The organism is Staphylococcus borealis (assembly GCF_001224225.1).
GTDB classification, from domain to species: Bacteria; Bacillota; Bacilli; order Staphylococcales; family Staphylococcaceae; genus Staphylococcus; species Staphylococcus borealis.
This window is the reverse complement of sequence record NZ_CUEE01000019.1, coordinates 1-16545: the sequence shown is the minus strand read 5'-3', so window position 1 is coordinate 16545 and position 16545 is coordinate 1. Positions and strand designations below refer to the sequence as shown.

15 protein-coding genes and 6 tRNA genes are annotated in these 16545 nt (G+C 32.3%); 18 read left to right on the top strand and 3 right to left on the bottom strand.

The features are described 5' to 3' along the window. Positions 1–85 precede the first annotated feature (85 nt). The 11 genes from AK212_RS12730 to AK212_RS12680 all read left to right on the top strand — a co-directional run bounded on the left by AK212_RS12730 (position 86) and on the right by AK212_RS12680 (position 7570). Positions 86–160, top strand: a tRNA-Asn gene (locus AK212_RS12730). 1 nt (position 161) lies between these two features. After that, positions 162–236: transfer RNA gene (locus tag AK212_RS12725), tRNA-Glu, on the top strand. 4 nt (positions 237–240) lie between these two features. After that, positions 241–316: transfer RNA gene (locus AK212_RS12720), tRNA-Val, on the top strand. Positions 317–326: 10 nt separating this feature from the next. Continuing rightward, positions 327–410: transfer RNA gene (locus AK212_RS12715), tRNA-Tyr, on the top strand. 6 nt (positions 411–416) lie between these two features. Beyond that, positions 417–491, top strand: a tRNA-Gln gene (locus AK212_RS12710). 3 nt (positions 492–494) lie between these two features. Next, positions 495–567: transfer RNA gene (locus tag AK212_RS12705), tRNA-Lys, on the top strand. 233 nt (positions 568–800) lie between these two features. Continuing rightward, positions 801–1607 carry a diadenylate cyclase CdaA gene (gene cdaA, locus AK212_RS12700; RefSeq protein ID WP_053031531.1) on the top strand — a complete coding sequence of 269 codons (807 nt, stop codon included), beginning with the start codon at positions 801–803 and terminating at the stop codon, positions 1605–1607. Position 1608: 1 nt separating this feature from the next. Further along, complete coding sequence (locus AK212_RS12695) at positions 1609–2541, top strand: CdaR family protein (RefSeq protein ID WP_053031529.1); 933 nt, start codon at positions 1609–1611, stop codon at positions 2539–2541. Between the two features lie 25 nt (positions 2542–2566). Then, positions 2567–3919 (top strand): phosphoglucosamine mutase, encoded by a 1353-nt coding sequence (gene glmM / locus AK212_RS12690; protein WP_053031527.1) that lies wholly within the window; start codon positions 2567–2569, stop codon positions 3917–3919. Between the two features lie 659 nt (positions 3920–4578). Further along, the gene (gene glmS / locus AK212_RS12685; protein WP_053031525.1) at positions 4579–6384 is read left to right on the top strand and encodes a glutamine--fructose-6-phosphate transaminase (isomerizing); all 1806 of its coding nucleotides are present in this window, start codon (positions 4579–4581) and stop codon (positions 6382–6384) included. A 331-nt stretch (positions 6385–6715) separates the two neighbouring features. Continuing rightward, a complete protein-coding gene (locus AK212_RS12680; protein ID WP_231119788.1) occupies positions 6716–7570 on the top strand; it encodes an HAD family hydrolase in 855 nt (284 codons plus the stop codon). 56 nt (positions 7571–7626) lie between these two features. On the opposite strand, the gene AK212_RS12675 is transcribed toward AK212_RS12680, so the two are convergent. Beyond that, a complete protein-coding gene (locus AK212_RS12675) occupies positions 7627–8733 on the bottom strand; it encodes a lytic transglycosylase (RefSeq protein WP_053031521.1) in 1107 nt (368 codons plus the stop codon). A 131-nt stretch (positions 8734–8864) separates the two neighbouring features. Between AK212_RS12675 and AK212_RS12670 the strand changes: the two genes are divergently transcribed. Beyond that, positions 8865–9596: a metallophosphoesterase family protein gene (locus tag AK212_RS12670; protein ID WP_053031518.1), complete on the top strand. Its 732-nt coding sequence runs from the start codon at positions 8865–8867 to the stop codon at positions 9594–9596. Between the two features lie 76 nt (positions 9597–9672). On the opposite strand, the gene czrB is transcribed toward AK212_RS12670, so the two are convergent. After that, positions 9673–10611 carry a CDF family zinc efflux transporter CzrB gene (gene czrB, locus AK212_RS12665; protein WP_053031516.1) on the bottom strand — a complete coding sequence of 313 codons (939 nt, stop codon included), beginning with the start codon at positions 10609–10611 and terminating at the stop codon, positions 9673–9675. Further along, positions 10604–10933: an ArsR/SmtB family transcription factor gene (locus tag AK212_RS12660; RefSeq protein WP_053031514.1), complete on the bottom strand. Its 330-nt coding sequence runs from the start codon at positions 10931–10933 to the stop codon at positions 10604–10606. Before AK212_RS12660 ends, czrB begins: the two co-directional genes overlap by 8 nt. Positions 10934–11080: 147 nt before the next feature. On the opposite strand from AK212_RS12660, the gene AK212_RS12655 reads away from it, so the two are divergent. The 6 genes from AK212_RS12655 to AK212_RS12630 all read left to right on the top strand — a co-directional run bounded on the left by AK212_RS12655 (position 11081) and on the right by AK212_RS12630 (position 16335). Beyond that, positions 11081–11737: an SDR family oxidoreductase gene (locus tag AK212_RS12655; RefSeq protein WP_053031512.1), complete on the top strand. Its 657-nt coding sequence runs from the start codon at positions 11081–11083 to the stop codon at positions 11735–11737. A 405-nt stretch (positions 11738–12142) separates the two neighbouring features. Then, positions 12143–13075 (top strand): type I phosphomannose isomerase catalytic subunit, encoded by a 933-nt coding sequence (locus AK212_RS12650; protein ID WP_053031510.1) that lies wholly within the window; start codon positions 12143–12145, stop codon positions 13073–13075. Positions 13076–13123: 48 nt separating this feature from the next. After that, positions 13124–13354, top strand: a complete 231-nt coding sequence (locus tag AK212_RS12645) for a hypothetical protein (RefSeq protein ID WP_053031508.1) — start codon at positions 13124–13126, stop codon at positions 13352–13354. Between the two features lie 225 nt (positions 13355–13579). Continuing rightward, positions 13580–14953 carry an EVE domain-containing protein gene (locus tag AK212_RS12640; RefSeq protein ID WP_053031506.1) on the top strand — a complete coding sequence of 458 codons (1374 nt, stop codon included), beginning with the start codon at positions 13580–13582 and terminating at the stop codon, positions 14951–14953. 298 nt (positions 14954–15251) lie between these two features. After that, positions 15252–15647 (top strand): thiol-disulfide oxidoreductase DCC family protein, encoded by a 396-nt coding sequence (locus AK212_RS12635; RefSeq protein WP_053031505.1) that lies wholly within the window; start codon positions 15252–15254, stop codon positions 15645–15647. A 244-nt stretch (positions 15648–15891) separates the two neighbouring features. Continuing rightward, a complete protein-coding gene (locus tag AK212_RS12630; protein ID WP_142237146.1) occupies positions 15892–16335 on the top strand; it encodes a Dps family protein in 444 nt (147 codons plus the stop codon). Positions 16336–16545: the final 210 nt, after the last annotated feature.

Below are 16545 nucleotides of genomic sequence, written 5' to 3'. Positions count from 1 at the left end.
AACACAGAAGTTAAGCTCCTTAGCGCCGATGGTAGTTGGATTTACGTTCCGCTAGAGTAGGACATTGCCAGGCATTTCAAATTATTCCGCAGTAGCTCAGTGGTAGAGCTATCGGCTGTTAACCGATCGGTCGTAGGTTCGAATCCTACCTGCGGAGCCATGGCTCCTTGGTCAAGCGGTTAAGACACCGCCCTTTCACGGCGGTAACACGGGTTCGAGTCCCGTAGGAGTCACCATGTTGGAGAATTAGCTCAGCTGGGAGAGCATCTGCCTTACAAGCAGAGGGTCGGCGGTTCGAACCCGTCATTCTCCACCATTTATATTTCGGAGGGGTAGCGAAGTGGCTAAACGCGGCGGACTGTAAATCCGCTCCTTCGGGTTCGGCAGTTCGAATCTGCCCCCCTCCACCATTCTAATGGGCTATAGCCAAGCGGTAAGGCAACGGACTTTGACTCCGTCACGCGCTGGTTCGAATCCAGCTAGCCCAGCCATTAGAGCCATTAGCTCAGTTGGTAGAGCATCTGACTTTTAATCAGAGGGTCAGAGGTTCGAATCCTCTATGGCTCACTCACTAGCACTCCTAAATAGGAGTGCTTTTTTTGTGTTTTTGAACAATACTATAATATAAAAGTTTTTAACATATTGTATTCATAATATTTATGAAAAGGGATAGAATGAGTTTGAAAAGAATGATGTTATATACTTATTATTTTTTTTAATACAATGTGTTTGCACATATGACAGTTGTCACTATCATTGGTATAATTATGACTATGGAAAAAATATTCGGAGGAGATGCTATGGATTTTTCCAACTTTTTTGATAATCTTAGTACATTAAAAATTGTAACGAGTGTGCTGGATTTACTTATAGTATGGTATGTCCTTTATCTTCTCATTACTGTATTTAAAGGAACCAAGGCGATTCAATTACTCAAAGGTATACTTTTTATTGTTATTGGGCAACAAGTGAGTAAAATTCTAAATTTAACTGCCACATCTAAGCTTTTTGATATCGTAATTCAATGGGGGGTACTTGCACTTATTGTCATTTTCCAACCAGAAATTAGAAGAGCATTAGAGCAGTTGGGTCGTGGAAGCTTATTTAAACGTTATACTAATACATACAGTCATGATGAAGAAAAGTTAATTCAAGCAGTTTCAAAGGCTGTTCAGTATATGGCTAAAAGACGTATAGGTGCTTTAATCGTATTTGAAAAGGAAACGGGATTGCAGGATTATATTGAAACGGGTATAGCGATGAATTCTGAAATATCACAAGAATTATTAATTAATGTCTTTATACCGAATACACCGTTACACGATGGTGCAATGATAATTCAAAATTCTAAGATTGCGAGTGCAGCGAGTTACTTACCGTTATCAGATAGTGCTAAAATTTCTAAAAGTCTAGGTACTAGACATAGAGCAGCAGTAGGTATTTCTGAAGTCTCAGATGCATTTACAATCGTTGTTTCAGAGGAAACGGGATCGATATCAGTAACATTTGATGGCAAATTACGTAGAGATATCTCGAGTGAGGTATTTGAAGAATTATTAGCCGAACATTGGTTTGGAACACGCTTTCAAAAGAAAGGTGTGAAATAAGATGCTAGAGAGCAAATGGGGTCTTAGATTTATTGCACTTTTATTAGCAATCTTTTTCTATTTATCAGTTAATAATGTGTTTGGTAACATTTTCAATAATGATAATTTATCACAAAATTCATCTAAAACAATTGAAGATGTACCAGTAGAGATAATTTATAATTCTAAGGATTTACATGTAACTAAAGCGCCTGAGACGGTTAATGTAACTGTTTCAGGCCCACAGTCTAAGTTAATTAAAATTGAAAATACGGACGATATTAAAGTTGCAGTAGATTTATCGAACGCTAAAGCAGGAAAGTATAAAGAGGATTACATTGTTAAAGGCTTGAGTAATGATATCAATTATAATGTTAAACCGAAACAAGCTTATGTCACTTTAGAAGACAAAGAAACGAAAACGATGCATGTTCAGGCAGATATAGGTAAAGATGATATTGACCCAAATTATAAAGTTAGAGATAGTTCTGTAGAGCCTAATTCAGTTAAAGTAACAGGTGGTAGAGAACAACTTAAGAAAATTGCATACTTAAAAGCGACTTTTAAGGATGCAAATAAATTAAGTCAAGACACATCGGATGTTGCAGATGTAACTGCATTTGATAAATCATTAAATAAATTGGATGTTAATATTCAACCAAATGAAGTAAAACTCAATGTTAAACTTCAAGAGTATAGTAAAAAGGTTAAAGTTAAAATCAAGCAAAAAGGTAGTTTACCTAATGGTGCTAGTTTAGATAATATAACGCTTGATGAAGAAGAAATTGAAATTTATGGTAACAGAGATGATTTGCAAGATATTAATGAGATAGAAGCGACAGTTGATCTTGATAATATTACAGAATCGACAGATCAGAACGTTCAATTGCAATTACCAGATAAAGTGAAAAAAGCTGATCCAGATGACATAACAGCACATATAAGTTTAAACTAAAACATTTTATAAAGGAGTATTTATAATGGGAAAATATTTTGGTACGGATGGAGTAAGAGGTATAGCTAATAAAGAGTTAACACCTGAATTAGCATTTAAGTTAGGCCGTTATGGTGGCTATGTATTAGCACATAACGAGGATGCTGATAGACCTAAAGTTTTAGTAGGTAGAGATACACGTGTATCAGGCGAAATGCTAGAATCTGCTTTAATTGCAGGTTTAGCTTCAATTGGTGCAGAAGTTATGAGATTGGGTGTAATATCTACACCCGGCGTAGCTTATCTTACTAGAGAAATGGGTGCTGAATTAGGTGTTATGATTTCGGCGTCACATAACCCTGTTGCTGATAACGGCATTAAGTTTTTCGGAGCAGATGGCTTCAAATTATCAGATGCTCAAGAAGAAGAAATAGAAGCATTATTAGATCAAGAAAATCCGGATTTACCACGACCAGTTGGTACAGATATTGTTCATTTTTCAGATTACTTTGAAGGTGCTCAAAAATATTTAAGTTACTTAAAATCAACAATTGATGTTAATTTAGAAGGATTAAAAATAACATTAGATGGTGCAAATGGTTCTACATCAGCACTAGCGCCTTTCTTATTTGGAGATTTAGAAGCAGATACTGAAACTATTGGTTGTAGTCCTGATGGTTATAATATTAATGACAATTGTGGATCAACACATCCTGAATTGTTAGCTGAAAAGGTTCTAGAAACTGAAAGCGACTTTGGTTTAGCATTTGATGGAGATGGAGATCGTTTAATTGCTGTTGATGAAAAAGGTAATATCAATGACGGGGACCAAATTATGTTTGTAATTGGTCAAGAAATGCATAAAAATCAAGAATTAAACAATGACATGATTGTTTCTACTGTAATGAGTAACTTAGGCTTCTATAAAGCACTTGAAAATGAAGGTATCAAATCTAATAAAACAAAAGTTGGAGATCGATACGTAGTAGAAGAAATGAGAAAAGGAAATTACAACTTAGGTGGTGAACAATCAGGTCACATTGTTATGATGGATTACAATACGACAGGTGATGGTTTACTAACAGGTGTTCAATTAGCTGCCGTAATTAAAATGAGTGGCAAACCACTAAGTGAGTTAGCTGCGCAAATGAAAAAGTATCCTCAGTCTTTAATTAATGTTAAAGTTACAGATAAACACCATGTTGAAGATAATGAAGATGTTAAAAATGTAATGAATGAAGTTGAAACTGAAATGAACGGTGAAGGTAGAATTTTAGTTAGACCTTCAGGTACTGAACCATTAGTTCGTGTTATGGTTGAAGCTTCAACTGATGAAGACGCGCAACGTTTTGCTCAACGTATTGCTGACGAAGTACAAGCAAAAATGGGCTTAGAATAATAATTTATATCGTACACTATAAACCTTCAAAGTATACATTAAATTGTAACTTTGGAGGTTTTTTAATAGATATATTGCAGTGAAAGTGCTTACATTCTGTTGATTGCTATATTGTTTAGCATTAATTTAATAATAAAGATTAATTTTTACCTATTTTTGAAAATTATAAAATATATTTATTTTTATTTTTCGCTAAAAAGGTTGGAAATTGTTTGCATTCATTTATCTGAAAAGTGTAAAATAAATAATATTGGAAGGAGGATAGTATAAAAATAATTACAAAGCGCCAGGGCAATATATAAGTGTTTCAATGATCAAAAGTTAAATATGAGAACTATTGTAGAACATTTTATATTATTGCAGACGAGGAGAATAGTCATCGAACTTATCGGCGGATGCTATTCCGGATGTGGCTCATTCGTTAGCTTATTATTTAAAATATTTAGGTAACTAAATGCACAAAAATAATAAGAATGCCTAAATTTAAAAAAATCTTAGAAATATAATATGGCTTAATAGGGTAAATAAGATAAAGATAAAATATCAATATTAAAAGATATTATCTAAAAGATAATTACAAAGTTGTAAAATCTCTTAACCTATTTAAATTTTATATAACAGATAAAATTTTCAAGCTATATTTAACGGAGGAAAAATTTATGTGCGGAATTGTAGGATATATCGGATATGATAATGCAAAAGAATTGCTATTATCGGGATTAGAAAAATTAGAATACAGAGGATATGATTCAGCTGGTATTGCAGTTGCAAATGATAATGGTACAACTGTATTTAAAGAAAAAGGTCGTATTGCAGAATTAAGAAAAGTTGCTGACAATAATGATACGGATGGGCATGTTGGTATCGGTCACACACGTTGGGCTACTCACGGTGTACCAAGTACTGTTAACTCACATCCACATCAATCTAATAGTGAACGTTTCACATTAGTTCATAATGGTGTCATTGAAAACTACGAAGAATTAAAAAGTGAGTACTTAGCAGATGTAACATTCCAATCTGAGACGGATACAGAAGTCATTGTTCAGTTAGTTGAATACTTTTCAAATAAAGGTTTAGAAACTGAAGAAGCTTTCTCTAAAGTTGTATCTTTATTACATGGTTCATATGCATTAGGTTTACTTGATAACCAAGATAGAGACACGATTTATGTAGCTAAAAATAAATCACCTTTATTAGTTGGTGTTGGCGAAGGCTTCAATGTTATTGCCTCAGACGCATTAGCTATGATTAAAGTTACGAATGAATATAAAGAAATTCATGACCATGAAATCGTTATCGTTAAGAAAGATAGTGTAATCATTAAAGATCAAGATGGTAATGTTCAAGATCGTGATACGTATACGGCTCAAATTGATGCATCAGACGCTGAAAAAGGTATCTATGACCACTATATGCTTAAAGAAATTAATGAACAACCAGCAGTTATGCGTCGTATTATTCAAGAATACGAAGATGAAAATGGCGACTTGAAAATTGATCCAGAAATTATTAAAGATGTTGCCGCTGCAGATCGTATTTATATTATTGCTGCAGGAACAAGCTATCACGCTGGATTAGTAGGTAAAGAATACTTAGAAAAATGGGCTGGCGTACCAACTGAAGTTCATGTAGCTTCTGAGTTTGTTTATAATATGCCATTATTGTCTGAAAAACCTTTATTCATCTATATTTCTCAATCGGGGGAAACTGCAGACAGTCGTGCGGTATTAGTTGAAACTAACAAATTAGGTTATAAATCATTAACGGTTACAAATGTAGCTGGTTCAACATTATCACGTGAAGCAGATCATACATTATTATTACATGCTGGTCCTGAAATTGCAGTTGCATCTACGAAAGCATATACAGCTCAAATCGCAGTTTTATCAATTTTATCTCAAGTTGTAGCCAAAGCACATGGTCGAGATAATGATATTGATTTATTAAGAGAATTAGCTAAAGTAACAACTGCTATTGAGACAATCGTTGATGATACACCTAAAATGGAACAAATTGCTAAAGATTTCTTAGAAACAACACGTAATGCGTTCTTTATTGGTCGTACAATGGATTATAATGTCAGCCTTGAGGGTTCATTAAAGTTAAAAGAAATTTCTTACATTCAAGCTGAAGGATTTGCTGGTGGAGAACTTAAACACGGTACAATAGCCTTAATTGAAGATGGTACACCAGTTATCGCACTTTCTACACAAGAAAAGGTTAACTTATCTATTCGTGGTAATGTTAAAGAGGTTGTTGCACGTGGTGCTAAGCCTTGTATTATCTCAATGGAAGGTTTAGAAAAAGATGGAGATACGTATGTCATCCCTCATGTACACGAATTGTTAACACCACTTGTATCAGTTGTTACGTTACAATTAATTGCATACTATGCAGCGTTACACAGAGGCTTAGATGTAGATAAACCTCGTAACCTAGCTAAATCAGTTACAGTTGAATAGTTCATTTGAGTTTTAGGAAATAGGACTACATTCGTTTAAAATACATTCAATGGAGCAAGATCACAAATTCATTTGGATTTGGGCTTGCTCTTTTTTTATACATCTAACCACACAATAATGTATGCAAGTGATACTTTGATAAAATATCGGAATTATCTTACAATTGTAATGTTATGAGGTGGTATCATGTTGATTTCGATGGAAAAACGTACGTCGGCGTAAATGATAAACAACGATATTCTTTATATTAAAAAAAGTAAGGTCATTGCACATTTCATCAAATAATGCCACAATTTTATAAAAGATACTTAAAGGAGAAAGCGATATGACATTGAATAATATCAAAGCGATTTTTCTAGATATGGATGGAACGATTTTACATGAAGATAATCAAGCTTCAATTAAAACAAAAACAGTTATTGATGATTTAAGAGCAAAAGGATATAAAGTATTCCTAGCAACAGGGCGCTCTTATTCTGAAATTAATCAACTTGTGCCACCTCAATTTGAAGTCGATGGCATCATTAGTTCAAATGGTACAAGTGGGGAAATCAATGGCGATAACCTATTTATGCATTGTTTATCAACTGAAAGTGTTAAACGAATCGTGTCATTAGCGCAACAACAGGAAATATATTATGAAGTATTCCCGTTTAATGGCTCAAGAATAGCACTAAAGGAAGATGAAGCTTGGATGCAAGAAATGATTAAAGGTGATACACCGCCGAATCATGTAAGTGAAAGTGAATGGAAATCTAGACGAGATGCAATGGCTGGTAAGATTGATTGGAAAGATCATATACCTGACGATAACTATGCTAAAATTTATTTATTTACAACAAACTTAGAGAAAATAACTACTTTCAGAGATGAACTTATTCAGAACCAAGTTCTTTTAAATATTAGTGTTTCTAATTCATCAAGATTTAACGCTGAAACAATGGCGCAGCATACAGATAAAGGAACAGGTATTAAAGAAATGATCGACCATTTCAACATTAAACAAGAGGATACACTAGTTATAGGAGATAGTGATAATGATAGAGCTATGTTTGCATTTGGAGGGTATAGTGTTGCCATGAAAAATGCACGATCAGAAATACAAGAAATTACTGATGAGGTAACGGAATTTACGAATGAAGAAGATGGTGCTGCATTATTCTTAGAAAGTAAATTTTTAAAATAATATCGATAAAAAATAAGGTGGAACCCCTCACTGGCATAGGTTCCACCTTATTTATATTATTTATCTTTATTTAGATTTTTACTAGCTTCATCTTTAATATTTTCAGATTTTTGTTCAACATTGCGCTTCATTTTATTTGAATGATCATTTGCAACGTCTTTAGTGGATTGATGCGCTTTATCATCATTAATTTGTTTACTTAACGTATCATTTTTACGCGTTGCTTTGTTACGTTTAGTTTTCTTCTCTTTTGGTGTCGTACTTAATGTTTCACCACGTTTTAAGAAGTACTGTACTACACCCATGATAATAATATAATAAAGGATTAAACGTAATACAATAATGATGATTTGTGCTACATATAAAATAACTGTAGCAACTTTTTGAGACATATTACCTGTTGCTACAGAAAGAATTGTCCCAAGCGGTTGTGTAATGATAATAATAATTAAATTGATTAAAAGCACAGCAATAAAGAATTTTAACCATGTTTTATGACCATTTTTAATTCCTTTAAAGCCATTTTTAAAGTGAGAAATAGCGCTATGATTAGATTCACGCACTAATGACACAGTATAATTAATCATTAGTATGAAAAAGAACCAAGATACGATTGATGTTATTAAACCAATGATAATTAAAATTATAATTTGAATCGTTAGTAAAATAGCAATAGCATTGTCAGATGCACTGACTGCTGACTGTAATGATGTAAATAAAGGCGTTAAAGCTAAATTAAATAAATAATTTAATGCTACTATAATTAAGTACATCACGATAAATAATCCAATGGTAATTAATGATAGAAGTAAACTCTTACCATATTTACCTTTTTTAAAAGCTACGACTAAATCACTAAAATGAACATCTTCTCTTGAAATTGCTTTAGCGATAACTTTAATTGCACCTGCTAGTAATTGATAACCAGCAAATACAAAGAATAGTAATCCCAGTAATAAAGCTAGGATCATAATTATTAAATATGGACCCGATGATTGTTGAAATTGTGCTGCTAGTTGCATTTGCATGAAATACTGCATAAAGAAAGTTCTAGCAACAGTAAAAACCGCAAATACTACAATAAAACTTACGATACTAAATAGAATCGTCTTAAGAATTTGCGGCTTAGCATTTTTTAATGCCAAACTATGATATTTGAACAAATATAAGCACTCCTTTACTTTAATATAAATACAATATCAAAATTTATACTTTTTTTAAAATAATATCTAACATATTTCAAGATTAAGTGTTAAAATATGCTAATGATTAAATTTTGAAAGGAGATATCATCATGAAATTCGCGATTATTACAGATGTGCATGGTAATTTCGATGCATTACAAACTGTCTTAGATGATATTGATAATAGAGAAGATATTGATAAAATTTATAATCTTGGGGACAATATCGGAATTGGTCATGAAACAAATAAAGTATTAGATATCATATTTGATCGTGATGATATGGAAATTATTGCTGGTAATCATGATGAAGCGGTTATGTCATTAGTAAATGGCACGCCTTATCCAGAAGACTTAAAGGATAAATTTTATGAACATCATCAATGGATAGAGAGTCATATGGATGAGGATTATTACGACCAAATCAACTTATTGCCAAGATACATTGAAAAAACAATTTGTGGGAAAAAATTACTATTCATTCATTATGAAATTGAAAATCAAAAATTAGAAACTGGCATTGAAGAACAACCATTTAGTCCGATCACTGAGAATAGTAAAGACAATATCATTGAGCTGTTCAAAGATAAAGATGCTGATTTAATTGCATTTGGTCACAATCATCAGATGCATTTATATGATGATAATGAAACGATTTACTATAATCCTGGTGCTGTAGGTCTAAATAATGGGGCTAATGCAGTTTACGGTATCGTAACGATTAATGATAATGAGTTCTCAATTGAAAGAATAAAACTTCCTTATGATAATGAAGAATATTTACAAGGTTTTGACGAAAAACAAGTACCAGCAAAGCAACTTATATTTGACCATTTTCTATAAGCAATGAAATAGGGGTTGGACAGAATTCTAATTGAATTCATAGTCCAACCCTTGATTAATATCTAATAAAATTATTTTAATGTGTATGATGATGCATGGCACCAGAGCATAATATAGTGTCATCATGTTGATGTTTTGGTGTTTCTAATTGTATCGTCATATGTTGAATATTGAGATGTGCTAAGTCATGTTCTATTCGTTTAAGTAATTGTTCACACGCATCCATCGTAAGTGATTTATCTACGACTGCATGGCAACTTAATGCATTCATATCATTGGAAATGGTCCATACATGATAGTCATGAACATTCTGTATTTCCTCATGATGCATAATGGTGAAAATGACTTGTTCTAAATCAATGTCGGAAGGTGTCCCTTCCATTAAAATGTTAATCGATGATTGTGTAATACCAAAAGCACTTTTCAAAATTAATAGTGAGACTAATATGCTTGCAATTGGATCTGCAATGGTAAAGTTAAATGACCAAATTAGAATTGAAGCAATAATTGCCCCTACAGAACCTAATAGATCTCCGAGAACATGGACAAATGCACCACGCATATTTAAATTATGTGATGTATCGCCACCTCTAAACATGATAATAGCTACAACAATGTTAACAATTAAACCAATTAAACTAATGATAAACATTTCTGTTGATTGAACTTCAGGTGGTACAAAAAATCTTTTAATTGCCTCGACAATGATAATTATACTGATGACAAATAAAGTTACGCCGTTAAATAATGCAGCTAATACTTCGAAGCGTTTATAACCAAATGTTTTAGTTGATGTAGCATTCTTTTCAGCGTAAATAAAGGCAATCAGCGCGACACCTAGTGAAACCGTGTCACTAAACATATGTAACCCATCAGATAATAATGCTAAACTATTGGCAATAAAGCCACCTACAATTTCTATTACCATGAAAAGCCCAATGATTATAAATGAAATACTTAGTATCTTTTTATTATTCGTATGAACATGTGAGTGTGAGTGCGAATGATTAGTCATATGAATGGTCACCTCTTAGATGTATTGTATGATGAATGGCTTGTTTCAATAACGTAGAAACATGTTGATCATCAAGCGAATAAATTTTTGACTGGTCTTGCCTTAAAGATTTAACAAGTCTTGCTTGTTTAAGGATTTTGAGCTGATGAGACACGTTAGATTGACTTAAATTTAGCGTGTGTGTAATATGCCCAACACTTGCCTCTGATTGATCTAGCAAGCGAAGAATTCTTAGCCTATTGTAATCACTTAAAGCTTTGAAAATTTCTGTTGTTTGTTTCAAAATAGCTTCTTCATTTGAATCGTTAACATGAACCGTCATGTGAAACACCTCTTATTAATATATGAAAATATGTTCATATATTAATTTAATACATTATGATATCTATGTCAAAAAAATGACTGACGTTTTAATTTTCCTGAAAGTGGTTAAAGCAAGGATATAGATTTAATAAGGAGGCCGATTTATATGAGTTTATTAGTAATAGGTGCTAATGGTGGCGTAGGTTCAAAATTAGTTAGACAATTAAAAGAAGATAATGTTGACTTCACAGCTGGTGTTAGAAAAAATGAGCAAGTAGAATCATTAAAACAAGAGGATATTAAAGCAACATTGGTCGATGTTGAAAAAGATAGTATTGAAGACTTAACTCAAACATTTAAAGGCTTTGATAAAGTGATATTCTCAGTAGGTTCTGGTGGCAGTACAGGTGCAGATAAAACAATTATTGTAGATTTAGATGGTGCAATTAAAACTATTGAAGCAAGTAAACAAGCTAATATCAAGCACTACATTATGGTATCAACGTATGATGCCCGTCGAGAAGCATTTGATGCAAGTGGTGATTTAAAACCCTACACGATCGCAAAACATTACGCTGATGAGCATTTAATTAATTCTGGATTAAATTATACGATTGTCCACCCAGGTGCTTTAGAAGATAAAGAAGGTACTTCTAAAATTGAAACTGCATTATATTTTGATGGTAGAGGTGCTATACCTAGAGAGGATGTAGCAAGCGTGTTAAAAGAAGTTGCAACATCAGATAACAAATTTGTGAACAAAGAATTTCAAGTTGTTTCCGGTAATCAATCAATTCGTGAAGCATTATCTTCATATGAATAAGTAAATTTTAAGGATGACTATTTTGTATACACATTATGTGACTATGTTAAAAGGTGAAAATAAGAAGCTGTATTGCTTAATCGCAGTAGTTAACAGTATTGAGTAATAATTAAACTAACTTTTTTTAGCGCTAGTCATCCTTGTATTAGTGGTCGTGGGCCTAGCAAATTGAACGTCAATCCCACGACCACTTCTTTTATCGTTTTAATAATTTCTATTAAAATAGGACTAAAGTTGATATAATAAAGATACGAGTGATTATATAGGTCATGTTCATCCTTTAGCATGACTATAATTCAACGCTTACATAATTGACTTTTAAGTTTTAATACATATTAAACAGCAAATTATTATTTACTTTAGAAATAGAGAATACGGCCTTTAACGGTTTTAGGGGGTGCAATTATGCCATTATTTTTAAAGCCTGTTTTTCACGACAAAATTTGGGGCGGTAATAAACTAAAACAATTTAATTACGACATTCCAAGCGAATCAGTTGGAGAATGCTGGGGAATTTCAGCACACCCAAATGGTAAAAGTATGATTCTTAATGGTCCTTATGCAGGACAAACTTTAGATCAAGTATGGACGCAACATAGAGAACTATTTGGAGACTTTCCGAGTAAGGATTTTCCTTTACTATGTAAAATCGTTGATGCTAAGGAACCATTATCGATTCATGTTCACCCAGATGATTCTTATGCTTATGAATATGAAAATGGGCAATATGGCAAATCAGAATGTTGGTACATTATCGATGCTGAAGAAGATGCTGAAGTGATTATTGGTACATCAGTTAACTCAAAAGAAGAATTAGAAGAGCAAATCGAACAAGATAAATTCATGGAAACACTCAAAAAGGTAAACGTACAACCTGGAGAATTTTACTTTATTCCTGCTGGCACGGTACATTCAATTGGTGCAGGAATTACAGTATATGAAACAATGCAGTCTTCAGATATTACATATAGACTATATGATTATGATAGAGAACGTGATCAACCTTCTTCTCTGAATATCGATAAAGCATTAGATGTCATTCAATATTCTCAAGAATTATCAAGTATTGTTCCGGAAAATGAAATTATTGAAAATCATAAGTGTAGTCACATTGTGTCTAATGATTTCTTTACAATGGTGAAATGGGAAGTCAGTGGAACGCTAAATTATATGAAACCAAGAGAATTTTGTCTTGTTTCTGTCCTTAATGGTGATGGACAAATGATTGTTGATGGCGAAATCTTTAAAATTCAAAAAGGTTCTAACTTCGTGTTAACTTCAGAAGATTTAGATAGCGTTTTTGAAGGAGACTTTACATTAATTATTAGTTATATCTAATATTTCATTTTATATTTATGTCATTTATTTACTAAAGGAGTGTGAGTGTTGAAACAGTTTTTATATATTTCCTTAGTATGTGGTGTGATTGCAGGAGCAGGTGTTTTCTTCAATATGCCACAATATCCTTCGCTTACGATTCCTAGAGTTGTTGCAATTTTAGGTATTATAAGTGCAATCATTACATTTAAAGATAAAGAAATCAGTGGATTATTGAAACTTGGAGGCATTATGATTAATTTAATGCCATTGTTAGGTAGCTTACTTGCACAGCAATAACTTGTATAGGGGAAATATTTAGAATTAATTGGTCATTGATTCTGAATGTTTGCTCTATTTTTTTGCAACTTATTAAAATGTGATAGAATATAAAAAAAATTAAACATAAAATTACGTCGATATGTTAAGATTTAAAGCATAACTTAAGTAACTTTAAAAATTTAAATATTACAATAAATAGGGATACATATTGATTTATAAGAATACATTTAAAGGAGATCCACTATGGAAGAAGAAATAAATTACTTTTGGCTTAATTGTGGCTATACGAGATGGAATCATAACGAGCCTTTAGTAGGTCAAACAACTTTATTTGAATCTGGCGCCCAGTTTAATCCTACCCAAGGTTTTAGAGCTTTTAAAAAAGCCAAAACAGGTGATCAAGTTATATTTTATCAAGTCCAAACGGATACTGGATTACTTGGTATTGGTGAGATCATTAGCGTACAAACAGGCGCTCAAAATAAAATAAGAGTTGAATTTAAATTTAACGAATTATTAAAGCCATTAACAACAGATTATTTAAAGCGTAGTGAGACACTCGATTTTCGCATGAACAACATGCGTGAAACATTAATTAATCAATTAACTAAAGAAGAATATGATTTAATTGTTTCATTAGGCAAAGGCGAAGAAAAACTTCCACGTTATTTCTTCCTATCTGAAACTGAGTCATTTGAGCCGGGTGAATATTATACGATTTATACACACACTTATAATGGCATCAAACGCAATGGCTATCACTTTTATAATCAATTAGAAGTGGGAGATAACCTTGTATTCTATAATAAATACGAGAATCAGTCAGTGGTAGGCATTGGAGAGGTATCTCGACATATTCATGAGAAACCACCGATTCCAGGTAGAACCAACAGTACAGCCATTGAAATATACTATGATAAACATATTACCCCTGTAACTTTAGGTGCATTGAACAAACATCCTAAGTTAAAAAATCTGTATTTCTTACAAGAAAATGCGAAGCAAGCTATCGCAAGCATGAGCCAAACACAGTATGATGCAATTATTGAAATGAGCAACAATGATGGCATCAAAACGCCTTTTGAAACGATTAAGAAAACAGAAATTGATACAGACCATCATGAAGAAGGTATTAAACCTTTTATATTATTAGTAGTAGAACAGCGTGAAGAAGGATTGAAAGCAGCGAATAATTTACTACAAAAGACAAATGCTAACCCTGTGATTACGAGTGGGCATCCAGATTTTACGGAAGATATGTTGTATGGTAAGTATTTACCAAATGAAGCTGGTGCATTATATTATCGTGAAGGGTTTATTACACAATTGATGCCTAAAAATGATAAAAGTTACTTAGTCATTGATAACTTTAATAGAATTGACCCTGATATATTTCAAACATATATTAATGTACTTGAAGGGTATGAAGTGACATTACCTAGGTATAATAAAGAAGGACAAATGGTTAAGTGGTCAAGAGAAAAAGATTCATTCTACCATTTCAATCCAAACTGGCATATTATTGGCGTAACATATGATCGATTAGAGGATATTAAACGTAAATACTCAAAACAATTTCTTAAATATACAAGAATTGTTAAAGTAAATCATGAATAAATAAAATGGCTGGAATTCAGAGAACGCCAAGATTAACTATTTTCTATGTTAATAGAAGTTGGCTAATCTGAAACAGTTATCATAGTATGGTTATTTTAGTTCTAGTGAGTGGACAATGAATTCGAAAGGAATTCTAGTCCACTCTTTTTTATTTATTAGAAATAATATAGATGTAGTCGATTAACTGATTTACAACGGCGTCACAATAAAGTTAAACCTTATCTGTATCACTTTTAGTGTTTAACATAAGTCAAATCATGGAATATGAATACTAAGAAGTAATGGAAGGTGATAGAAGATGCCAATTATTTATTATGACGGTAATTGTGTGTATTGCTATAACTATTGTATTTGGTTAATACAACACGGACTTCCTAAAAGCTATGAATTTGCAACCTTAAAGAGTGAATCAGCGCATCATTTATTTGAACAGCATCCAGAAGCATTAAATAAAAACAGCGTTATATTACAACGTGGTCGACATTTAGAATTCAAATCTAATGCTATAGCGAGTCTTATACTTGCAACTACTGATTATAAGTGGTTAGGATGGTTGCTCAAAGTTACGCCACGTCCTATTAGAGATGGGGCTTATAATTTATTTGCTAATAATCGAAATAGAATGTGGAAGACACATTGGCACCAACCTAATGAATATGAAAAAACTTTCTTTATTGACGATAATCGAGGTTAATTGATAATTTTTGATTTTAATTGATAATTTCATATACACTAATGATAATAAAATGATTTGAATGATAGTTCAAATTACCTTTCAAATGCAGATAAATGGCTTTTAATATACCATGTAAAGGTTTTTAACTTACGAATAAAATCATCATAAAAAAAGATGAATATATCTATTTACAGATTATAATAATTATAATATAATAATAATTGTAATAAAGAGAAAAAATAGTGATAAACAAGGAGAGAATATAATGAGTCAACAAGATGTAGTAAAAGAATTAAACCAACAAGTTGCGAACTGGACAGTAGCTTATACAAAATTACACAATTTCCATTGGTACGTTAAAGGTCCTAATTTCTTCTCATTACATGAGAAATTTGAAGAGTTATATAACGAAGCAAGTCAATATGTAGATGACTTAGCTGAACGTATTTTAGCAATTGGCGGTAATCCAGTTGGAACATTAAAAGAAAGCTTAGACATTTCAATCGTTGATGAAGCGGGTAAAAACTACTCAGCAGAACAAATGGTAGAAGCATTCTCAAAAGATTTAACAAATATCTCAGAGCAATTAGTTAAATCTATTGAAGTAGCAGGAGAAGCTGGCGATGATGTATCAGAAGATATGTTCATCGGAATGAAAAATTCTGTTGATAAACACAATTGGATGTTCAAATCATATTTAGTTTAATCATAAGGGTGTTATTAAGCACATGACTCTCAATATCGTTCATTGAGATAAGACTTACAATGATCTTAGTAGAGTGAGTTGAATCATGTTCTAATCATTAAATTTAAGGCACTTCGTTAATTTAGTTTGCTAGTACTTACTAAATGATACGAAAGTGCCTTATTTTTTTAAAGTGTTTCAATGTAAAATTACATATAAATACAAAGTGTT

Coding starts and splice junctions, on each gene's coding strand:
- AK212_RS12650 (WP_053031510.1), top strand. CDS start 12,143: ATGCCATTATTTTTAAAGCCTGTTTTTCACGACAAAATTTGGGGCGGT.
- cdaA (WP_053031531.1), top strand. CDS start 801: ATGGATTTTTCCAACTTTTTTGATAATCTTAGTACATTAAAAATTGTA.
- AK212_RS12640 (WP_053031506.1), top strand. CDS start 13,580: ATGGAAGAAGAAATAAATTACTTTTGGCTTAATTGTGGCTATACGAGA.
- AK212_RS12670 (WP_053031518.1), top strand. CDS start 8,865: ATGAAATTCGCGATTATTACAGATGTGCATGGTAATTTCGATGCATTA.
- glmS (WP_053031525.1), top strand. CDS start 4,579: ATGTGCGGAATTGTAGGATATATCGGATATGATAATGCAAAAGAATTG.
- glmM (WP_053031527.1), top strand. CDS start 2,567: ATGGGAAAATATTTTGGTACGGATGGAGTAAGAGGTATAGCTAATAAA.
- AK212_RS12655 (WP_053031512.1), top strand. CDS start 11,081: ATGAGTTTATTAGTAATAGGTGCTAATGGTGGCGTAGGTTCAAAATTA.
- AK212_RS12635 (WP_053031505.1), top strand. CDS start 15,252: ATGCCAATTATTTATTATGACGGTAATTGTGTGTATTGCTATAACTAT.
- czrB (WP_053031516.1), bottom strand. CDS start 10,611: ATGACTAATCATTCGCACTCACACTCACATGTTCATACGAATAATAAA.
- AK212_RS12660 (WP_053031514.1), bottom strand. CDS start 10,933: ATGACGGTTCATGTTAACGATTCAAATGAAGAAGCTATTTTGAAACAA.
- AK212_RS12695 (WP_053031529.1), top strand. CDS start 1,609: ATGCTAGAGAGCAAATGGGGTCTTAGATTTATTGCACTTTTATTAGCA.